The organism is Pseudomonas sp. Z1-12, from assembly GCF_051132015.1.
GTDB lineage: Bacteria > Pseudomonadota > Gammaproteobacteria > Pseudomonadales > Pseudomonadaceae > Aquipseudomonas > Aquipseudomonas zanjanensis.
On record NZ_CP071647.1, the window covers coordinates 6,060,766 to 6,077,057 of the forward strand.

The 16,292-nt window shown below is 55.0% G+C and carries 29 protein-coding genes; all 29 read right to left on the bottom strand.

All coding sequences use genetic code 11. From position 1 onward, the window contains the following. Window position 1: 1 nt before the first annotated feature. The 29 genes from rpsD to rpsG all read right to left on the bottom strand — a co-directional run bounded on the left by rpsD (window position 2) and on the right by rpsG (window position 16,241). Window positions 2–622 (bottom strand): 30S ribosomal protein S4, encoded by a 621-nt coding sequence (gene rpsD, locus J3P85_RS26475; RefSeq protein WP_003176404.1) that lies wholly within the window; start codon window positions 620–622, stop codon window positions 2–4. Between the two features lie 18 nt (window positions 623–640). Further along, window positions 641–1,030, bottom strand: coding sequence for a 30S ribosomal protein S11 (gene rpsK, locus J3P85_RS26480; RefSeq protein ID WP_002555466.1), 390 nt, complete (start codon window positions 1,028–1,030; stop codon window positions 641–643). Window positions 1,031–1,060: 30 nt separating this feature from the next. Next, entirely contained in the window at window positions 1,061–1,417 is a 357-nt protein-coding gene (rpsM, locus tag J3P85_RS26485) for a 30S ribosomal protein S13 (RefSeq protein WP_003194635.1), read from the bottom strand. A 130-nt stretch (window positions 1,418–1,547) separates the two neighbouring features. After that, entirely contained in the window at window positions 1,548–1,664 is a 117-nt protein-coding gene (gene rpmJ, locus J3P85_RS26490) for a 50S ribosomal protein L36 (protein ID WP_002555468.1), read from the bottom strand. 30 nt (window positions 1,665–1,694) lie between these two features. Further along, window positions 1,695–3,023, bottom strand: coding sequence for a preprotein translocase subunit SecY (gene secY / locus J3P85_RS26495; protein ID WP_018612224.1), 1,329 nt, complete (start codon window positions 3,021–3,023; stop codon window positions 1,695–1,697). Then, complete coding sequence (gene rplO / locus J3P85_RS26500; RefSeq protein WP_003186032.1) at window positions 3,024–3,461, bottom strand: 50S ribosomal protein L15; 438 nt, start codon at window positions 3,459–3,461, stop codon at window positions 3,024–3,026. 3 nt (window positions 3,462–3,464) lie between these two features. Continuing rightward, on the bottom strand, window positions 3,465–3,641 hold the full coding sequence (rpmD, locus tag J3P85_RS26505; protein WP_003186033.1) for a 50S ribosomal protein L30: 177 nt from the start codon (window positions 3,639–3,641) through the stop codon (window positions 3,465–3,467). Window positions 3,642–3,643: 2 nt separating this feature from the next. Continuing rightward, window positions 3,644–4,144: a 30S ribosomal protein S5 gene (rpsE, locus tag J3P85_RS26510; protein ID WP_003186035.1), complete on the bottom strand. Its 501-nt coding sequence runs from the start codon at window positions 4,142–4,144 to the stop codon at window positions 3,644–3,646. A 3-nt stretch (window positions 4,145–4,147) separates the two neighbouring features. Then, a complete protein-coding gene (gene rplR, locus J3P85_RS26515; protein WP_003186037.1) occupies window positions 4,148–4,498 on the bottom strand; it encodes a 50S ribosomal protein L18 in 351 nt (116 codons plus the stop codon). A gap of 10 nt (window positions 4,499–4,508) precedes the next feature. Further along, entirely contained in the window at window positions 4,509–5,042 is a 534-nt protein-coding gene (rplF, locus tag J3P85_RS26520; protein WP_003186039.1) for a 50S ribosomal protein L6, read from the bottom strand. A gap of 12 nt (window positions 5,043–5,054) precedes the next feature. Beyond that, complete coding sequence (rpsH, locus tag J3P85_RS26525) at window positions 5,055–5,447, bottom strand: 30S ribosomal protein S8 (protein WP_003186040.1); 393 nt, start codon at window positions 5,445–5,447, stop codon at window positions 5,055–5,057. 210 nt (window positions 5,448–5,657) lie between these two features. Continuing rightward, complete coding sequence (rpsN, locus tag J3P85_RS26530; protein WP_003186042.1) at window positions 5,658–5,963, bottom strand: 30S ribosomal protein S14; 306 nt, start codon at window positions 5,961–5,963, stop codon at window positions 5,658–5,660. Window positions 5,964–5,976: 13 nt separating this feature from the next. Continuing rightward, window positions 5,977–6,516, bottom strand: coding sequence for a 50S ribosomal protein L5 (gene rplE, locus J3P85_RS26535; protein ID WP_003186044.1), 540 nt, complete (start codon window positions 6,514–6,516; stop codon window positions 5,977–5,979). A gap of 20 nt (window positions 6,517–6,536) precedes the next feature. After that, window positions 6,537–6,851, bottom strand: a complete 315-nt coding sequence (rplX, locus tag J3P85_RS26540; protein WP_003186046.1) for a 50S ribosomal protein L24 — start codon at window positions 6,849–6,851, stop codon at window positions 6,537–6,539. Window positions 6,852–6,862: 11 nt separating this feature from the next. Further along, window positions 6,863–7,231 carry a 50S ribosomal protein L14 gene (gene rplN, locus J3P85_RS26545; RefSeq protein WP_002555479.1) on the bottom strand — a complete coding sequence of 123 codons (369 nt, stop codon included), beginning with the start codon at window positions 7,229–7,231 and terminating at the stop codon, window positions 6,863–6,865. Window positions 7,232–7,254: 23 nt separating this feature from the next. Next, entirely contained in the window at window positions 7,255–7,521 is a 267-nt protein-coding gene (gene rpsQ / locus J3P85_RS26550) for a 30S ribosomal protein S17 (RefSeq protein WP_003176419.1), read from the bottom strand. Between the two features lie 2 nt (window positions 7,522–7,523). Next, window positions 7,524–7,715, bottom strand: coding sequence for a 50S ribosomal protein L29 (gene rpmC, locus J3P85_RS26555; protein WP_002555481.1), 192 nt, complete (start codon window positions 7,713–7,715; stop codon window positions 7,524–7,526). Beyond that, window positions 7,715–8,128, bottom strand: a complete 414-nt coding sequence (gene rplP / locus J3P85_RS26560; protein ID WP_003186052.1) for a 50S ribosomal protein L16 — start codon at window positions 8,126–8,128, stop codon at window positions 7,715–7,717. Before rplP ends, rpmC begins: the two co-directional genes overlap by 1 nt. 12 nt (window positions 8,129–8,140) lie before the next feature. After that, complete coding sequence (rpsC, locus tag J3P85_RS26565) at window positions 8,141–8,827, bottom strand: 30S ribosomal protein S3 (protein WP_003176422.1); 687 nt, start codon at window positions 8,825–8,827, stop codon at window positions 8,141–8,143. Between the two features lie 13 nt (window positions 8,828–8,840). Next, complete coding sequence (rplV, locus tag J3P85_RS26570; protein WP_003103908.1) at window positions 8,841–9,173, bottom strand: 50S ribosomal protein L22; 333 nt, start codon at window positions 9,171–9,173, stop codon at window positions 8,841–8,843. 11 nt (window positions 9,174–9,184) lie between these two features. Then, on the bottom strand, window positions 9,185–9,460 hold the full coding sequence (gene rpsS, locus J3P85_RS26575; protein WP_002555486.1) for a 30S ribosomal protein S19: 276 nt from the start codon (window positions 9,458–9,460) through the stop codon (window positions 9,185–9,187). Between the two features lie 16 nt (window positions 9,461–9,476). Continuing rightward, complete coding sequence (rplB, locus tag J3P85_RS26580; protein ID WP_003186055.1) at window positions 9,477–10,301, bottom strand: 50S ribosomal protein L2; 825 nt, start codon at window positions 10,299–10,301, stop codon at window positions 9,477–9,479. Between the two features lie 14 nt (window positions 10,302–10,315). Then, the gene (gene rplW / locus J3P85_RS26585) at window positions 10,316–10,615 is read right to left on the bottom strand and encodes a 50S ribosomal protein L23 (RefSeq protein WP_002555488.1); all 300 of its coding nucleotides are present in this window, start codon (window positions 10,613–10,615) and stop codon (window positions 10,316–10,318) included. After that, window positions 10,612–11,214 carry a 50S ribosomal protein L4 gene (gene rplD / locus J3P85_RS26590; protein ID WP_003186057.1) on the bottom strand — a complete coding sequence of 201 codons (603 nt, stop codon included), beginning with the start codon at window positions 11,212–11,214 and terminating at the stop codon, window positions 10,612–10,614. The genes rplW and rplD overlap by 4 nt, the downstream gene beginning before the upstream one ends. A gap of 12 nt (window positions 11,215–11,226) precedes the next feature. Continuing rightward, complete coding sequence (gene rplC, locus J3P85_RS26595) at window positions 11,227–11,862, bottom strand: 50S ribosomal protein L3 (protein WP_003186059.1); 636 nt, start codon at window positions 11,860–11,862, stop codon at window positions 11,227–11,229. Between the two features lie 80 nt (window positions 11,863–11,942). Then, on the bottom strand, window positions 11,943–12,254 hold the full coding sequence (gene rpsJ, locus J3P85_RS26600; protein WP_003186070.1) for a 30S ribosomal protein S10: 312 nt from the start codon (window positions 12,252–12,254) through the stop codon (window positions 11,943–11,945). Window positions 12,255–12,410: 156 nt separating this feature from the next. Next, on the bottom strand, window positions 12,411–13,604 hold the full coding sequence (tuf, locus tag J3P85_RS26605; protein WP_003186071.1) for an elongation factor Tu: 1,194 nt from the start codon (window positions 13,602–13,604) through the stop codon (window positions 12,411–12,413). 30 nt (window positions 13,605–13,634) lie between these two features. Next, on the bottom strand, window positions 13,635–15,740 hold the full coding sequence (gene fusA / locus J3P85_RS26610) for an elongation factor G (protein ID WP_053125865.1): 2,106 nt from the start codon (window positions 15,738–15,740) through the stop codon (window positions 13,635–13,637). 30 nt (window positions 15,741–15,770) lie between these two features. After that, window positions 15,771–16,241 carry a 30S ribosomal protein S7 gene (gene rpsG, locus J3P85_RS26615; RefSeq protein ID WP_003186074.1) on the bottom strand — a complete coding sequence of 157 codons (471 nt, stop codon included), beginning with the start codon at window positions 16,239–16,241 and terminating at the stop codon, window positions 15,771–15,773. Window positions 16,242–16,292 lie beyond the last annotated feature (51 nt).

Genomic DNA, 16,292 nt, shown 5'->3' on the forward strand with positions numbered 1-16,292 from the left:
CTTACTTGGAGTAGAGCTCGACAATCAGGCTTTCGTTGATGTCGGCGGACAGATCACTGCGAGCAGGAACGTTCTTGAAAACGCCCGACTTCTTCTCAGTGTCTACTTCTACCCATTCTACGCGGCCACGTTGGGCACACAGATCGAGAGCTTGGACAATGCGAAGTTGGTTCTTTGCTTTCTCGCGAACAGCAACCACGTCACCAGCACGAACCTGGTAGGACGGAACGTTTACGGTCTGACCGTTAACGCTGATCGACTTGTGCGATACCAGCTGACGGGATTCGGCACGAGTAGAACCGAAACCCATACGGTATACAACGTTGTCCAGACGGCATTCGAGCAGTTGCAACAGGTTTTCGCCGGTTGCGCCTTTCTTGCCAGCTGCTTCTTTGTAGTAGCCGCTGAATTGACGCTCGAGAACGCCGTAGATACGACGGACCTTCTGCTTTTCACGCAGTTGGGTGCCGTAGTCGGACTGGCGACCGCGGCGTTGGCCGTGGATACCAGGTGCTGCTTCAATGTTGCACTTCGATTCGATCGCGCGCACGCCGCTCTTCAGAAAAAGATCGGTGCCTTCGCGACGAGCGAGTTTGCATTTTGGACCAATGTAACGAGCCATTCTTTACAATCTCCTGGATTACACGCGGCGCTTCTTCGGCGGACGGCACCCGTTGTGCGGGATTGGCGTCACGTCGGTGATGCTGGCGATCTTGTAGCCACAGCCGTTCAAAGCGCGGACTGCGGATTCACGACCTGGACCTGGACCCTTGACGTTGACGTCGAGGTTTTTCAGGCCGTATTCCAGCGCAGCTTGACCAGCACGCTCAGCAGCTACTTGAGCAGCGAACGGGGTGGACTTGCGGGAACCGCGGAAACCCGAACCACCGGAGGTAGCCCAGGAAAGAGCGTTACCTTGACGGTCGGTAATGGTCACGATGGTGTTGTTAAAAGAAGCATGGATGTGGGCGATGCCATCAACCACTGTCTTTTTAACTTTTTTACGAGGACGAGCAGCAGGTTTTGCCATGATTAAATTCCTGTCGATTCGCTGGGGCGATTACTTGCGGATCGGCTTACGCGGACCTTTACGGGTACGCGCGTTGGTCTTGGTACGCTGACCGCGTACTGGCAGACCACGACGATGACGCAGACCGCGATAGCAACCGAGGTCCATCAAGCGCTTGATTTTCATGTTGATTTCGCGACGCAGGTCACCTTCAGTGGTGAACTTCGCCACTTCGCCACGCAGCTGTTCGATCTGCTCGTCGCTCAGATCTTTGATCTTTGCCGCTGGGTTGACCCCAGCCACCGCACAAATTTTCTGTGCAGTAGTGCGACCAACACCATAGATGTAGGTCAGCGAGATAACAGTATGCTTGTTATCTGGAATGTTGACGCCTGCAATACGGGCCATTCAGTGGGACTCCAATTGACAGCTACCTACGCCCCGGAAGCCAAGAAATAGGGCGCGAGATAATATCGCTGTAATAACAAATAATCAACCCGGCAGCGCACTAGCTGCCGGGCTTAAAGCACAATCACACTCAGCCTTGGCGCTGTTTGTGACGCGGTTCCGCGCTGCAAATTACCCGAACAACACCTTCGCGGCGAATAATCTTGCAGTTACGGCACAGCTTTTTCACCGATGCACGAACTTTCATCACCAACTCCTCGAACCTTATGGACGCTACTCAGCGCAACATGCCGCTGCCGTAGCCCTTCAGGTTGGCTTTCTTCATCAGGGATTCGTACTGGTGCGAAACGAGGTGCGATTGTACTTGGGACATGAAGTCCATCACAACCACGACCACGATCAGCAACGAGGTCCCGCCAAGGTAGAACGGTACGTTTGCCGCAACCACCAGAAACTGGGGAAGCAAGCAGACGGCCGTCATGTAAAGAGCACCGAACAAGGTCAAACGAGTCAGAACGCCATCAATGTAGCGCGCCGACTGCTCACCTGGACGGATGCCCGGAATAAAGGCACCGGACTTCTTCAGGTTTTCCGCTACGTCTTTCGGATTGAACATCAACGCCGTATAGAAGAAGCAGAAGAAAATAATCCCTGCACTAAACAGCAGAATATTCAACGGCTGACCAGGAGCGATCGACTGCGAGATGTCCTGCAACCAGCCCATACCTTCAGACTGGCCGAACCAGGCACCCAACGAAGCCGGGAACAGCAAGATGCTGCTCGCGAAAATAGCCGGGATAACGCCGGCCATGTTCACCTTCAACGGCAAGTGGCTGGTCTGCGCAGCAAACACCTTGCGGCCCTGCTGACGCTTGGCGTAGTGAACAGCAATACGACGCTGGCCACGCTCAATGAACACCACGAAACCGATAATCGCTACTGCCAGCAAACCGATGGCAACCAGGGCGAAGATGTTGATATCACCCTGACGCGCAGACTCGAAAGACTGCCCGATCGCTCTCGGAAGACCGGCGACGATACCTGCGAAGATCAACATCGAGATACCGTTGCCAACACCACGCTCAGTAATCTGCTCACCCAGCCACATCATGAACATCGCGCCCGCCACAAAAGTGGTTACCGCAACGAAATGGAAGCCAAAGTCACCAGTGAACGCTACGCCCTGCCCCGCCAAGCCGATGGACATGCCAACGGCCTGGACGAGAGCGAGGACGACAGTGAGGTAGCGGGTGTACTGGCTGATCTTGCGACGGCCAGCTTCACCTTCCTTCTTCAACTGCTCCAACTGCGGGCTGACAGCGGACATCAGCTGCATGATGATCGATGCCGAAATGTACGGCATGATCCCCAGTGCAAAGATGCTCATCCGCTCCAGCGCGCCGCCGGAAAACATGTTGAACAAGCTAAGAATGGTCCCCTCATTCTGTCGAAACAGGTCCGCGAGTCGGTCCGGGTTGATACCTGGAACCGGGATGTGTGCGCCTATTCGGTAGACGATAATCGCCAGGAACAGAAAACGCAGACGAGCCCAGAGTTCAGACATACCGCCTTTGCCGAGCGCAGAGAGAGCACCTTGCTTAGCCATTTATTCCTCGAACTTGCCGCCAGCTGCTTCGATAGCCGCACGCGCACCTTTGGTGGCGCCGATTCCCTTTCCGATGGTGACAGCACGAGCAACTTCGCCCGACAGCATGATTTTCACACGCTGAACGTTCTGGTTGATCACGTTGGCATCCTTCAGGGACTGCACGGTGACGATGTCGCCGTCCACTTTGGCCAGCTCGGACAGACGCACTTCTGCGCGGTCCATGGCTTTCAGGGAAACGAAACCGAACTTCGGCAGGCGACGATGCAGCGGCTGTTGACCGCCTTCAAAGCCTGGAGCAATGGTGCCACCGGAGCGGGAGGTCTGACCTTTGTGGCCACGGCCACCGGTCTTGCCCAAACCACTACCGATACCACGGCCCGGACGATGCTTTTCGCGACGGGAACCCGGCGCTGGACTCAGATCATTGAGTTTCATCGATTAACCCTCGACACGCAGCATGTAGTAAGCCTTGTTGATCATCCCGCGATTCTCGGGAGTATCCAGGACTTCTACAGTGTGACCGATGCGACGCAGACCCAGACCCTTAACGCACAGTTTGTGGTTAGGGATGCGGCCGGTCATGCTTTTGATCAGCGTAACTTTTACGGTAGCCATGATCAGAAGATCTCCTTGACGCTTTTGCCACGCTTGGCGGCAATGGATTCAGGAGACTGCATTGCTTTCAAACCCTTGAAAGTGGCGTGAACCACGTTTACTGGGTTAGTCGAGCCGTAGCACTTGGCCAGAACGTTCTGAACGCCAGCAACTTCGAGGACAGCACGCATAGCGCCGCCAGCGATGATACCGGTACCTTCAGAAGCAGGCTGCATGTACACCTTCGAAGCGCCATGGGCGGACTTCATTGCGTACTGCAGAGTGGTGCCGTTCAGATCAACCTGGATCATGTTGCGGCGAGCAGCTTCCATTGCCTTCTGGATCGCAGCAGGCACTTCACGCGACTTGCCACGGCCGAAGCCAACACGGCCTTTACCATCACCCACTACGGTCAACGCAGTGAAAGTGAAGATACGGCCGCCTTTAACGGTTTTGGCTACGCGGTTAACTTGAACCAGCTTCTCGATGTAGCCTTCGTCGCGCTTTTGGTCGTTATTTGACATAACTTAGAACTCCAGCCCAGCTTCACGAGCAGCATCAGCCAGCGCCTTGACGCGGCCGTGGTACTTGAAGCCAGAGCGGTCGAAAGCCACCTGCGAGACGCCAGCGGCTTTAGCACGCGTAGCGACCAGCTGGCCAACCTTAGTGGCCGCGTCGATGTTGCCAGTGGCGCCATCACGCAGTTCTTTATCCAAAGTCGAGGCACTTGCCAGGACTTTGTTGCCGTCGGCCGAAATGACCTGGGCGTAGATGTGCTGCGACGAGCGGAACACGCAGAGACGCACGACTTCGAGTTCGTGCATTTTCAGGCGTGCTTTGCGAGCGCGACGCAGTCGAGTAACTTTTTTGTCGGTCATTTGCTATGCCCTACTTCTTCTTGGCTTCTTTACGACGGACGACTTCGTCCGCGTAGCGCACACCTTTGCCTTTGTACGGCTCTGGTGGACGGAAGTCGCGGATCTCGGCGGCCACTTGACCTACCAGCTGCTTGTCGATGCCCTTGATCAGGATATCGGTCTGGCTAGGAGTCTCAGCGGTGATGCCTTCCGGCAGTTCATAATCCACTGGATGCGAGAAGCCAAGAGCCAGGTTCAGCACTGTGCCTTTTGCTTGCGCTTTGTAACCAACACCGACCAGCTGGAGCTTGCGCTCGAAGCCTTGGCTTACGCCTTGGACCATGTTGTTTACCAACGCACGAGTGGTACCAGCCATTGCGCGAGTCTGTTGATCGCCATTGCGAGCAGCGAAACGCAGCTCACCAGCTTCTTCAACGATCTCGACGGACGAATGGATGTTCAGTTGCAGAGTGCCCTTGGCACCCTTCACCGAAAGCTGTTGGCCTGCGAATTTGACTTCGACACCGGCTGGCAGCTTAACGGGGTTCTTAGCGACGCGTGACATGCTTATCCCCCCTTAGAACACAGTGCAAAGAACTTCGCCGCCGACACCGGCAGCGCGCGCAGCACGATCCGTCATCACACCCTTGTTGGTGGAGACGATAGACACACCGAGACCGCCACGAACTTTTGGCAGATCATCGACGGACTTGTACTGACGCAGGCCTGGACGACTAACGCGCTTCACTTCCTCGATGACCGGACGGCCTTCGAAGTACTTCAGCTCGATGGACAGCAGAGGCTTGATTTCGCTGCTGATCTGATAACCCGCAATGTAACCTTCGTCCTTCAGGACTTTGGCAACAGCTACCTTCAACGTGGAAGATGGCATGCTTACGACGGACTTTTCAGCCATCTGGGCATTACGGATACGAGTTAGCATGTCCGCTAACGGGTCCTGCATACTCATGGGCTAGACGCTCCTAATACACAAAAAATTAGCCTTTCGGCTAGTACGTGTCGCCGAGCGCATCCGTGCAATAAAAACACGGGCTCAGGCGAGCCGGGTATTCTAGACACACCCCACAAATGAATCAAGCCCCAATAGGGGCTTGATTCAAGTTCAAGGTCACCGGCGGTCAGGATCTTGCGACCTCGAACGCCGTGACTTTGACAGTGCTTACCAGCTGGCTTTAACCAGGCCTGGAACGTCACCACGCATTGCAGCTTGACGCAACATGTTACGGCCAAGGCCGAACTTGCGGTACACGCCGTGCGGACGACCAGTCAGGCGGCAGCGGTTACGCATGCGCGAGGCGCTTGCGTCACGTGGCTGCTTCTGCAGGGCTACGGTAGCTTCCCAACGCGCTTCTGGACTTGCGTTCAGATCAACGATGATAGCTTTCAGCGCTGCACGCTTGGTGGCGTACTTGGCAACGGTGAGCTGACGCTTCAGCTCACGGTTCTTCATGCTCTTCTTGGCCATTTTCCTACTCCAATCAGTTGCGGAACGGGAATTTGAAAGCGCGCAGCAGTGCGCGACCTTCGTCATCCGTCCGAGCAGTGGTGGTCAGGGTAATGTCCAGACCGCGGAGAGCGTCGATCTTGTCGTAATCGATTTCCGGGAAAATGATCTGCTCTTTAACGCCCATGCTGTAGTTGCCACGACCATCGAAGGACTTGGCATTCAGGCCGCGGAAGTCGCGAACCCGAGGCAGGGAGATCGACAGCAGACGATCCAGGAACTCGTACATACGCTCACGGCGCAGGGTCACTTTGACGCCGATCGGCCAACCTTCACGGACTTTAAAGCCAGCGATGGATTTCCGAGCGTAGGTCACGACGACTTTCTGGCCGGTGATCTTTTCCAGGTCAGCAACAGCGTGCTCGATGACTTTTTTGTCGCCGATCGCTTCGCCCAGACCCATGTTCAGGGTGATTTTGGTAACGCGCGGAACTTCCATCACGTTCGAAAGCTTAAGTTCTTCCTTAAGTTTCGGTGCGATTTCCTTCCGGTAAATCTCTTTTAGTCGTGCCATGGTCTTCTACCTAGCAGTGTTCAAGCATCAACCGCTTTTTGGGTCGACTTGAAGACACGAATTTTCTTACCGTCTTCTACTTTGAAACCAACGCGGTCAGCCTTGTTGGTTTCGCCGTTGAAGATGGCGACGTTGGAAGCGTGCAGTGGCGCTTCTTTCTCGACGATACCGCCCTGTACGCCCGACATCGGGTTAGGCTTGGTATGACGCTTGACCAGGTTCAGACCACCCACAACCAGACGGTTGTCAGCAAGAACCTTCAGCACCTTACCGCGCTTACCTTTGTCTTTGCCGGCGATCACGATGATCTCGTCGTCACGACGAATCTTTTGCATGTCGGATCTCCTTACAGCACTTCTGGGGCGAGCGAGACGATCTTCATGAACTTCTCGGTACGAAGCTCACGGGTCACTGGCCCAAAGATACGGGTGCCGATCGGCTCTTGCTTGTTGTTCAACAGAACAGCAGCGTTGCCATCAAAGCGGATGATGGAGCCGTCAGCACGACGAACACCATGGCGAGTGCGGACTACAACAGCAGTCATCACTTGGCCTTTTTTCACCTTACCGCGAGGAATTGCTTCCTTGACGGTAACTTTGATGATGTCACCGATACCAGCGTAACGACGATGGGAGCCACCCAGCACCTTGATGCACATAACACGGCGAGCGCCGCTGTTATCGGCCACATCGAGCATGGATTGAGTCTGAATCATATAATTTCTCCGACCCCTAGTCCTTAGACTTCCACAGCGCGTTCGAGAACATCAACCAGCGCCCAAGACTTGGTCTTGGCCAAAGGACGAGTTTCACGAATAGTGACTTTGTCGCCGATGTGGCACTGATTGGTTTCGTCGTGCGCGTGCAGCTTAGTCGAACGCTTAACGTATTTACCGTAGATCGGGTGCTTAACGCGACGCTCGATCAGAACGGTGATGGTTTTGTCCATCTTGTCGCTGACAACACGGCCAGTCAGCGTACGGACAGTTTTTTCGGCTTCAGCCATGATTACTTACCTGCCTGCTGGTTGAGCACAGTTTTCACGCGAGCGATGTCACGCTTAACTTGCGAGAGCAGATGAGACTGCCCCAACTGGCCAGTTGCTTTCTGCATACGCAGATTGAACTGGTCGCGCAGCAGGCCGAGCAGTTGCTCGTTCAGCTGCTGTGCTGATTTTTCACGAAGTTCATTCGCTTTCATCACATCACCGTCCGTTTAACAAAGGAGGTGGCGAGCGGCAGCTTTGCAGCAGCCAGGGCGAAAGCCTCACGCGCCAGCTCTTCAGAAACACCCTCGATTTCATACAGGACTTTGCCTGGCTGAATCTGGGCAACCCAGTACTCCACGTTACCCTTACCTTTACCCATCCGAACTTCGAGTGGCTTCTTGGTGACAGGCTTGTCCGGGAATACACGGATCCAGATCTTGCCGCCACGTTTTACGTGACGGGTCAGAGCACGACGCGCTGACTCGATCTGACGAGCGGTGAGACGACCACGAGCAACAGACTTCAGCGCGAACTCGCCGAAGCTGACTTTGCTACCGCGCAATGCCAGGCCACGGTTGTGGCCGGTCATCTGCTTGCGGAACTTCGTACGCTTTGGTTGCAACATTTGGCGTACCCCTTACTTAGCAGCTTTTTTACGAGGCGCTGGTGCTTGTGGTTTCAGTTCTTCTTGGCGACCACCAATTACTTCGCCTTTGAAGATCCAAACCTTTACACCGATCACACCGTAAGTGGTGTGAGCTTCGTAGTTGGCATAGTCGATGTCGGCACGCAGGGTGTGCAGTGGCACACGACCTTCGCGATACCATTCAGTACGTGCGATTTCAGCACCGCCGAGACGACCGCTCACTTGGATTTTGATGCCTTTGGCACCAATGCGCATTGCGTTCTGTACAGCGCGCTTCATAGCGCGACGGAACATGACGCGACGCTCCAGCTGCTGAGCTACGCTCTGCGCAACCAGCATACCGTCGAGCTCCGGCTTGCGGATCTCTTCGATATTGATGTGCACAGGCACACCCATTTGCTTGGTCAGGTCCTGACGCAGCTTCTCAACATCTTCACCTTTCTTCCCGATAACGATACCTGGACGAGCGGTGTGGATGGTGATACGTGCAGTCTGCGCCGGACGATGGATATCGATACGGCTTACGGACGCGCTTTTTAGTTTGTCTTGGAGATACTCACGCACCTTCAGATCAGCGAACAAGTAGTCCGCATAAGTCCGACCGTCTGCGTACCAGACGGAGGTGTGCTCCTTGACGATTCCCAGGCGAATGCCAATGGGATGTACTTTCTGACCCATCTCTTCGACTCCGTTACTTGTCAGCAACCTTGACAGTGATATGGCAAGACCGCTTGACGATGCGATCAGCACGGCCTTTGGCACGTGGCATGATGCGCTTCAGCGAACGCCCTTCGTTGACGAAAACGGTGCTGACCTTCAGGTCATCAACGTCTGCGCCTTCGTTATGCTCGGCGTTGGCTACGGCCGACTCCAGCACTTTCTTCATGATCTCGGCGGCTTTCTTACTGCTGAAAGCCAACAGGTTGAGCGCTTCGCCCACCTTCTTCCCGCGGATCTGGTCGGCGACCAAGCGGGCTTTCTGGGCGGAGATTCGAGCGCCCGACAACTTAGCGGCTACTTCCATTTCCTAACCCCTTAACGCTTGGCTTTCTTGTCTGCCACGTGCCCACGATAAGTGCGGGTACCGGCGAACTCGCCCAGTTTGTGGCCGACCATGTCTTCGTTAACGAGAACTGGGACGTGTTGACGACCGTTGTGTACTGCGATGGTCAGACCGACCATTTGTGGCAGGATCATCGAACGACGCGACCAGGTCTTAACTGGTTTGCGATCGTTCTTTTCCGCCGCCACTTCGATCTTCTTCAGTAGGTGAAGATCAATAAAAGGACCTTTTTTCAGAGAACGTGGCACTGTCGTATCCCTCTATTTACTTGCGACGACGGACGATCATTTTGTCGGTACGCTTATTACCACGAGTCTTCGCGCCCTTAGTCGGGAAGCCCCATGGCGATACCGGATGACGACCACCAGAGGTACGACCTTCACCACCACCATGTGGGTGGTCAACCGGGTTCATGGCAACACCACGAACGGTTGGGCGAACGCCACGCCAGCGCTTGGCACCAGCTTTACCCAACGAACGCAGGCTGTGCTCGGAGTTCGAGACTTCGCCCAGGGTCGCACGGCATTCAGCCAGTACTTTACGCATCTCACCAGAACGCAGACGCAGGGTCACGTAGACACCTTCACGAGCGATCAGCTGAGCCGAAGCACCAGCGGAACGAGCGATCTGTGCGCCTTTACCTGGCTTCAATTCGATGCCGTGTACGGTGCTACCAACTGGAATGTTACGCAGTTGCAGAGCGTTGCCCGGCTTGATCGGTGCCAGGGCACCTGCGATCAGCTGGTCGCCAGCGCTCACGCCTTTAGGGGCGATGATGTAGCGACGCTCGCCATCTGCGTACAGCAGCAGAGCGATGTGAGCAGTACGGTTTGGATCGTATTCGATACGCTCGACGGTGGCAGCGATGCCATCCTTGTCGTTGCGACGGAAGTCGACCAGACGATAATGCTGCTTATGACCACCACCGATGTGACGCGTGGTAATACGGCCATTGTTGTTACGACCACCAGACTTCGATTTTTTCTCGAGCAGCGGTGCGTGAGGAGCGCCTTTATGCAGCTCCTGGTTGACCACCTTGACCACAAAACGGCGGCCAGGGGAAGTCGGTTTGCATTTAACGATTGCCATGATGCACCCCTTCCTTACTCAGCACTGCTGCTGAAATCGAGATCTTGGCCTGGCTGAAGGGAGATAACTGCCTTCTTCCAGTCATTACGCTTGCCCAGACCGCGAGCAGTGCGCTTGCTTTTACCCAGTACGTTCAGGGTAGTCACGCGCTCTACTTTCACGCTGAACAGGCTTTCGACGGCCTTCTTGATTTCCAGCTTGGTTGCGTCAGTCGCAACCTTGAAAACGAACTGGCCTTTCTTGTCTGCCAGAACCGTAGCCTTCTCGGAAACGTGCGGGCCAAGCAGAACTTTAAATACGCGTTCCTGGTTCATCCCAGCAGCTCCTCGAATTTCTTCACGGCCGACACGGTGATCAACACCTTGTCGTATGCGATCAGACTGACCGGATCGGAACCTTGAACGTCACGAACATCGACGTGCGGCAGGTTGCGAGCAGCCAGGTACAGGTTCTGATCAACAGCGTCAGACACGATCAGGACGTCAGTCAGGCCCATGCCGTTCAGCTTGTTCAGCAGATCTTTGGTTTTCGGTGCTTCAACAGCGAAGTCCTGAACCACGACCAGACGATCAGTACGCACCAGCTCAGCAAGGATGGAACGCATTGCTGCGCGATACATCTTCTTGTTCAGCTTTTGGGAGTGATCCTGAGGACGAGCTGCGAAAGTGGTACCGCCGCCACGCCAGATTGGGCTACGGATAGTACCGGCACGAGCACGGCCAGTACCTTTCTGACGCCATGGGCGCTTACCGCCACCAGAAACGTCGGAACGGGTCTTTTGCTGCTTGCTACCTTGACGGCCGCCAGCCATGTAGGCCACGACTGCTTGGTGAACCAGCGTCTCGTTGAATTCGCCGCCAAATGTCAGTTCGGAAACTTCGATCGCTTGAGCGTCATTTACATTTAATTGCATGTCAGCTTCCCCTTAACCGCGAGCCTTGGCTGCTGGACGTACAACCAAGTTGCCGCCAGTAGCGCCAGGAACAGCGCCCTTGACCAACAACAGATTGCGTTCAGCGTCCACGCGCACTACTTCGAGGGACTGCACGGTCACGCGCTCAGCGCCCATATGACCGGACATTTTTTTGCCCTTGAATACACGACCAGGAGTCTGGCACTGGCCGATAGAGCCTGGAACGCGGTGGGATACGGAGTTACCGTGGGTGTTATCTTGCCCGCGGAAGTTCCAACGCTTGATCGTACCCTGGAAGCCTTTACCCTTGGACTGACCGGTTACATCAACCAGTTGACCAGCGGCGAAGATTTCAGCGTTGATCAGATCGCCGGCCTGGTACTCGCCTTCTTCAAGGCGGAATTCCATTACGGTACGACCAGCGGCAACGTTCGCCTTGGCGAAGTGGCCAGCCTGAGCTGCTGTTACACGCGAAGCGCGACGCTCGCCGACAGTGACTTGCACTGCACGATAGCCATCGGTCTCTTCAGTTTTGAACTGGGTGACGCGATTCGGCTCGATCTCAATGACCGTGACCGGAATGGAGACACCTTCTTCGGTGAAAATACGGGTCATACCGCATTTACGACCGACTACACCAATAGTCATGTTGTAAACCTCATGAGTGTACGGGGCTTTCACCCGCTATGGCCGCCCATTTCAGAGCGTTACACGACTAAGACCGAGTCTTAGCCGAGGCTGATCTGCACTTCCACACCGGCCGCAAGATCGAGCTTCATAAGTGCATCAACGGTTTTATCCGTTGGCTGGACGATGTCCAGAACGCGCTTATGAGTACGGATCTCGTACTGGTCACGCGCGTCTTTGTTGACGTGCGGGGAGACCAGAACGGTGAACCGCTCTTTACGGGTAGGCAGTGGAATTGGACCACGCACTTGAGCACCAGTACGTTTCGCGGTTTCCACGATTTCCTGGGTGGATTGGTCGATCAGGCGATGGTCAAAAGCCTTCAACCTGATACGGATTTGCTGATTTTGCATTGGATTTCAGACTCCGGCTGCTATTCCCACCGAGCGCAATACGCCCGTTAAAAGGAGGCGCAATTCTATAGACGCCCCATATAGGTGTCAACCCAATAAAAAAGCCCCCGCTGGGCGGGGGCTTTCTCAACTCATCGAAGCTGACTCAAAAAGAGCTTACTCGATGATTTTGGCTACGACGCCAGCGCCGACGGTACGACCGCCTTCACGGATAGCGAAACGCAGACCGTCTTCCATTGCGATGGTCTTGATCAGGGTGACAACCATTTTGATGTTGTCGCCTGGCATTACCATTTCAACGCCTTCCGGCAGTTCGCAGTTACCGGTCACGTCAGTGGTCCGGAAGTAGAACTGTGGACGGTAGCCTTTGAAGAACGGAGTGTGACGACCGCCTTCTTCTTTGCTCAGAACGTACACTTCAGCTTCGAACTTGGTGTGCGGCTTGACCGAACCCGGCTTAACCAGAACCTGGCCACGCTCAACGTCGTCACGCTTGGTACCACGCAGCAGAACGCCGCAGTTCTCGCCAGCACGACCTTCGTCGAGCAGCTTACGGAACATTTCAACACCGGTGCAGGTGGTGACGGTGGTGTCACGCAGACCTACGATTTCCAGTGGATCCTGAACCTTGACGATACCGCGCTCGATACGACCAGTCACAACAGTACCGCGACCGGAGATCGAGAATACGTCTTCGATTGGCATCAGGAACGGCTTGTCGATAACACGAACTGGCTCTGGGATGTAGCTGTCCAGAGTTTCTACCAGACGCTTGACAGCGGTGGTACCCATTTCGTTGTCGTCCTGGCCGTTCAGAGCCATCAGAGCCGAACCGATGATGATTGGAGTGTCATCACCTGGGAAGTCGTAAGTGCTCAGCAGGTCGCGCACTTCCATCTCAACCAGTTCCAGCAGCTCAGCGTCGTCAACCATGTCAGCCTTGTTCAGGAAGACAACGATGTACGGAACGCCTACCTGACGGGACAGCAGGATGTGCTCACGGGTTTGCGGCATCGGACCATCAGCGGCCGAGCAAACCAGGATCGCGCCGTCCATCTGGGCAGCACCGGTGATCATGTTCTTCACGTAGTCAGCGTGACCTGGGCAGTCAACGTGAGCGTAGTGACGAATCGAAGAGTTGTACTCAACGTGCGCGGTGTTGATGGTGATACCACGAGCCTTTTCTTCCGGAGCGCTGTCGATTTTGTCGAAAGCAACAACGGCCGAACCGAAAACTTCGGAGCAGACGCGAGTCAGAGCAGCAGTCAGAGTGGTTTTACCGTGGTCAACGTGACCAATGGTGCCAACGTTGACGTGCGGTAGGGAACGATCAAATTTTTCTTTAGCCACGACAATTAACTCCTTGCCTAAAGGGCTGAATCAGCCTTGCTTTTTAGTAACAGTCTCGACGATGTGCGACGGAGCTGTATTGTATTTTTTGAATTCCATAGAGTAGCTTGCGCGACCCTGAGACATGGAACGAACGTCGGTCGCGTAACCGAACATTTCACCCAACGGAACCTCGGCACGAATGACCTTGCCGGAAACCGTATCTTCCATACCCAGAATCATGCCACGACGACGGTTAAGGTCGCCCATGACATCACCCATGTAGTCTTCAGGCGTAACGACTTCTACTGCCATGATCGGCTCGAGCAACTCACCACCGCCCTTCTGGGCCAGTTGCTTGGTTGCCATGGAAGCAGCCACCTTGAACGCCATCTCGTTGGAGTCGACGTCGTGGTAAGAACCATCAAACACAGTTGCCTTCAGGCCGATCAGCGGATAACCGGCAACAACGCCGTTCTTCATCTGCTCTTCGATACCCTTCTGGATCGCCGGGATGTATTCCTTAGGAACCACACCACCTACGACTTCGTTCACGAATTGCAGACCTTCCTGACCTTCGTCAGCCGGTGCAAAACGAATCCAGCAGTGACCGAACTGGCCACGACCGCCGGACTGGCGAACGAACTTGCCTTCGATTTCACAGTTCTTCGTGATGCGCTCACGATAGGAAACCTGAGGCTTACCGATGTTGGCTTCGACGTTGAACTCACGGCGCATCCGGTCAACCAGGATGTCCAGGTGCAACTCGCCCATGCCGGAGATGATCGTTTGACCAGTCTCTTCATCAGTCTTGACGCGGAAAGACGGGTCTTCCTGAGCAAGCTTGCCCAGAGCGATACCCATTTTTTCCTGGTCGTCCTTGGTCTTAGGCTCAACGGCGACCGAAATAACCGGCTCCGGGAAGTCCATGCGAACCAGGATGATTGGCTTGTCAGCGTTGCACAAGGTTTCACCGGTGGTGACGTCCTTCATGCCGATCAAGGCCGCGATGTCGCCAGCGCGTACTTCCTTGATTTCTTCACGGGCGTTTGCGTGCATCTGCACCATACGACCCACGCGCTCTTTCTTGCCTTTTACCGAGTTGATCACGCCGTCGCCGGAGGCCAACACGCCCGAGTAAACTCGAACAAAGGTCAAGGTACCCACGAATGGGTCGGTAGCGATCTTGAACGCCAAAGCCGCGAAAGGCTCGTCATCACTTGCGTGACGCTCCATTTCCTCTTCCTCGTTATCCGGGTTGGAACCCTTGATAGCAGGAATGTCGGTTGGAGCAGGCAGGAAGTCGATAACGGCGTCGAGAACCAGGGGAACACCCTTGTTCTTGAAGGAAGAACCGCAAACAGCCAGAACGATCTCACCAGCGATGGTACGCTGACGCAGAGCGGCCTTGATTTCCTCGTTGGTGAGTTCTTCACCCTCAAGGTACTTGTTCATCAGCTCTTCATTGGCTTCGGCCGCAGCCTCAACCATGTTGCCGCGCCACTTCTCGGCTTCTTCCAGCAATTCAGCAGGAATGTCCTTGCGAACAGGAACCATGCCCTTGTCGGAATCGTTCCAGTAGACAGCTTGCATGTTGATCAGATCGATCTGACCCTGGAAGTTGTCTTCGGAACCGATAGCCAACTGGATCGGCACCGGAGTGTGACCCAGACGCTGCTTGATCTGAGCGATCACGCGCAGGAAGTTGGCACCAGCACGGTCCATCTTGTTTACGTAAACAAGACGTGGAACGCCGTATTTGTTGGCCTGACGCCATACGGTTTCCGACTGAGGCTCAACACCCGAAGTACCACAGAACACAACGACAGCGCCGTCGAGCACACGCAGGGAACGCTCAACTTCAATGGTGAAGTCTACGTGGCCTGGGGTATCGATAACGTTGAAGCGGTGCTCGTGCGGGTACTGCTTCTCGGAACCTTTCCAGAAGGCGGTGATAGCAGCAGAAGTAATGGTAATACCACGCTCCTGCTCCTGCACCATCCAGTCTGTGGTCGCGGCGCCATCATGCACCTCGCCCATTTTGTGACTTTTGCCGGTGTAAAAAAGGACGCGCTCGGTGGTGGTGGTTTTACCAGCATCCACGTGAGCAACGATACCGATGTTACGGTAGCGGTTAATCGGTGTAGTACGAGCCATAAAGCCCTCGCAAATTGAGTGACGCTAAAATTAGAAGCGGTAGTGCGAGAAAGCCTTGTTGGCTTCAGCCATACGGTGCACGTCTTCACGCTTCTTAACTGCAGCACCTTTACCTTCAGCAGCGTCCAACAGTTCACCAGCCAAACGCAGGGCCATGGACTTCTCACCGCGCTTGCGAGCGAAGTCTACCAGCCAGCGCATTGCCAGGGCGTTACGACGGGACGGACGAACTTCGACCGGAACCTGGTAAGTAGCACCGCCTACACGGCGCGACTTCACTTCGACCAGCGGAGCGATGGCGTCGAGAGCTTTCTCGAAGATTTCCAGGGGATCGCTGTTCTTGCGTTCCTTAACTTTGTCCAGTGCGCCATAAACGATACGCTCGGCCACGGCTTTCTTGCCGCTTTCCATTACGTGGTTCATGAACTTGGCGAGAATCTGGCTTCCGTATTTCGGATCGTCCAGAATCTCACGTTTGGCTGCTACGCGACGTCTTGGCATTGATAAGCCCTCAAACGGTCTTCAGGTTAGCCCGGGACAGCAGGTGCGTGC

What these genes read in the sequence shown, in the direction of transcription:
- rplX (WP_003186046.1), bottom strand. Translation starts at nt 6,851, where the DNA reads ATGCAAAAGATTCGTCGTGACGACGAGATCATCGTGATCGCCGGCAAA.
- rpsD (WP_003176404.1), bottom strand. Translation starts at nt 622, where the DNA reads ATGGCTCGTTACATTGGTCCAAAATGCAAACTCGCTCGTCGCGAAGGC.
- rplV (WP_003103908.1), bottom strand. Translation starts at nt 9,173, where the DNA reads ATGGAAGTAGCCGCTAAGTTGTCGGGCGCTCGAATCTCCGCCCAGAAA.
- rplO (WP_003186032.1), bottom strand. Translation starts at nt 3,461, where the DNA reads ATGAAACTCAATGATCTGAGTCCAGCGCCGGGTTCCCGTCGCGAAAAG.
- rpsJ (WP_003186070.1), bottom strand. Translation starts at nt 12,254, where the DNA reads ATGCAAAATCAGCAAATCCGTATCAGGTTGAAGGCTTTTGACCATCGC.
- rpsN (WP_003186042.1), bottom strand. Translation starts at nt 5,963, where the DNA reads ATGGCCAAGAAGAGCATGAAGAACCGTGAGCTGAAGCGTCAGCTCACC.
- secY (WP_018612224.1), bottom strand. Translation starts at nt 3,023, where the DNA reads ATGGCTAAGCAAGGTGCTCTCTCTGCGCTCGGCAAAGGCGGTATGTCT.
- rpsE (WP_003186035.1), bottom strand. Translation starts at nt 4,144, where the DNA reads ATGTCAAATAACGACCAAAAGCGCGACGAAGGCTACATCGAGAAGCTG.
- rplC (WP_003186059.1), bottom strand. Translation starts at nt 11,862, where the DNA reads ATGACTATTGGTGTAGTCGGTCGTAAATGCGGTATGACCCGTATTTTC.
- rplE (WP_003186044.1), bottom strand. Translation starts at nt 6,516, where the DNA reads ATGGCACGACTAAAAGAGATTTACCGGAAGGAAATCGCACCGAAACTT.
- rplR (WP_003186037.1), bottom strand. Translation starts at nt 4,498, where the DNA reads ATGACCGACAAAAAAGTTACTCGACTGCGTCGCGCTCGCAAAGCACGC.
- rplD (WP_003186057.1), bottom strand. Translation starts at nt 11,214, where the DNA reads ATGCAATTAAATGTAAATGACGCTCAAGCGATCGAAGTTTCCGAACTG.
- fusA (WP_053125865.1), bottom strand. Translation starts at nt 15,740, where the DNA reads ATGGCTCGTACTACACCGATTAACCGCTACCGTAACATCGGTATCGTT.
- rpmC (WP_002555481.1), bottom strand. Translation starts at nt 7,715, where the DNA reads ATGAAAGCGAATGAACTTCGTGAAAAATCAGCACAGCAGCTGAACGAG.
- rpmJ (WP_002555468.1), bottom strand. Translation starts at nt 1,664, where the DNA reads ATGAAAGTTCGTGCATCGGTGAAAAAGCTGTGCCGTAACTGCAAGATT.
- rplW (WP_002555488.1), bottom strand. Translation starts at nt 10,615, where the DNA reads ATGAACCAGGAACGCGTATTTAAAGTTCTGCTTGGCCCGCACGTTTCC.
- rpsQ (WP_003176419.1), bottom strand. Translation starts at nt 7,521, where the DNA reads ATGGCTGAAGCCGAAAAAACTGTCCGTACGCTGACTGGCCGTGTTGTC.
- rpsH (WP_003186040.1), bottom strand. Translation starts at nt 5,447, where the DNA reads ATGAGTATGCAGGACCCGTTAGCGGACATGCTAACTCGTATCCGTAAT.
- rpmD (WP_003186033.1), bottom strand. Translation starts at nt 3,641, where the DNA reads ATGGCTACCGTAAAAGTTACGCTGATCAAAAGCATGACCGGCCGCATC.
- rplF (WP_003186039.1), bottom strand. Translation starts at nt 5,042, where the DNA reads ATGTCACGCGTCGCTAAGAACCCCGTTAAGCTGCCAGCCGGTGTCGAA.
- rplP (WP_003186052.1), bottom strand. Translation starts at nt 8,128, where the DNA reads ATGTTGCAACCAAAGCGTACGAAGTTCCGCAAGCAGATGACCGGCCAC.
- rpsK (WP_002555466.1), bottom strand. Translation starts at nt 1,030, where the DNA reads ATGGCAAAACCTGCTGCTCGTCCTCGTAAAAAAGTTAAAAAGACAGTG.
- rplB (WP_003186055.1), bottom strand. Translation starts at nt 10,301, where the DNA reads ATGGCAATCGTTAAATGCAAACCGACTTCCCCTGGCCGCCGTTTTGTG.
- rplN (WP_002555479.1), bottom strand. Translation starts at nt 7,231, where the DNA reads ATGATTCAGACTCAATCCATGCTCGATGTGGCCGATAACAGCGGCGCT.
- rpsC (WP_003176422.1), bottom strand. Translation starts at nt 8,827, where the DNA reads ATGGGTCAGAAAGTACATCCCATTGGCATTCGCCTGGGAATCGTCAAG.
- rpsM (WP_003194635.1), bottom strand. Translation starts at nt 1,417, where the DNA reads ATGGCCCGTATTGCAGGCGTCAACATTCCAGATAACAAGCATACTGTT.
- rpsG (WP_003186074.1), bottom strand. Translation starts at nt 16,241, where the DNA reads ATGCCAAGACGTCGCGTAGCAGCCAAACGTGAGATTCTGGACGATCCG.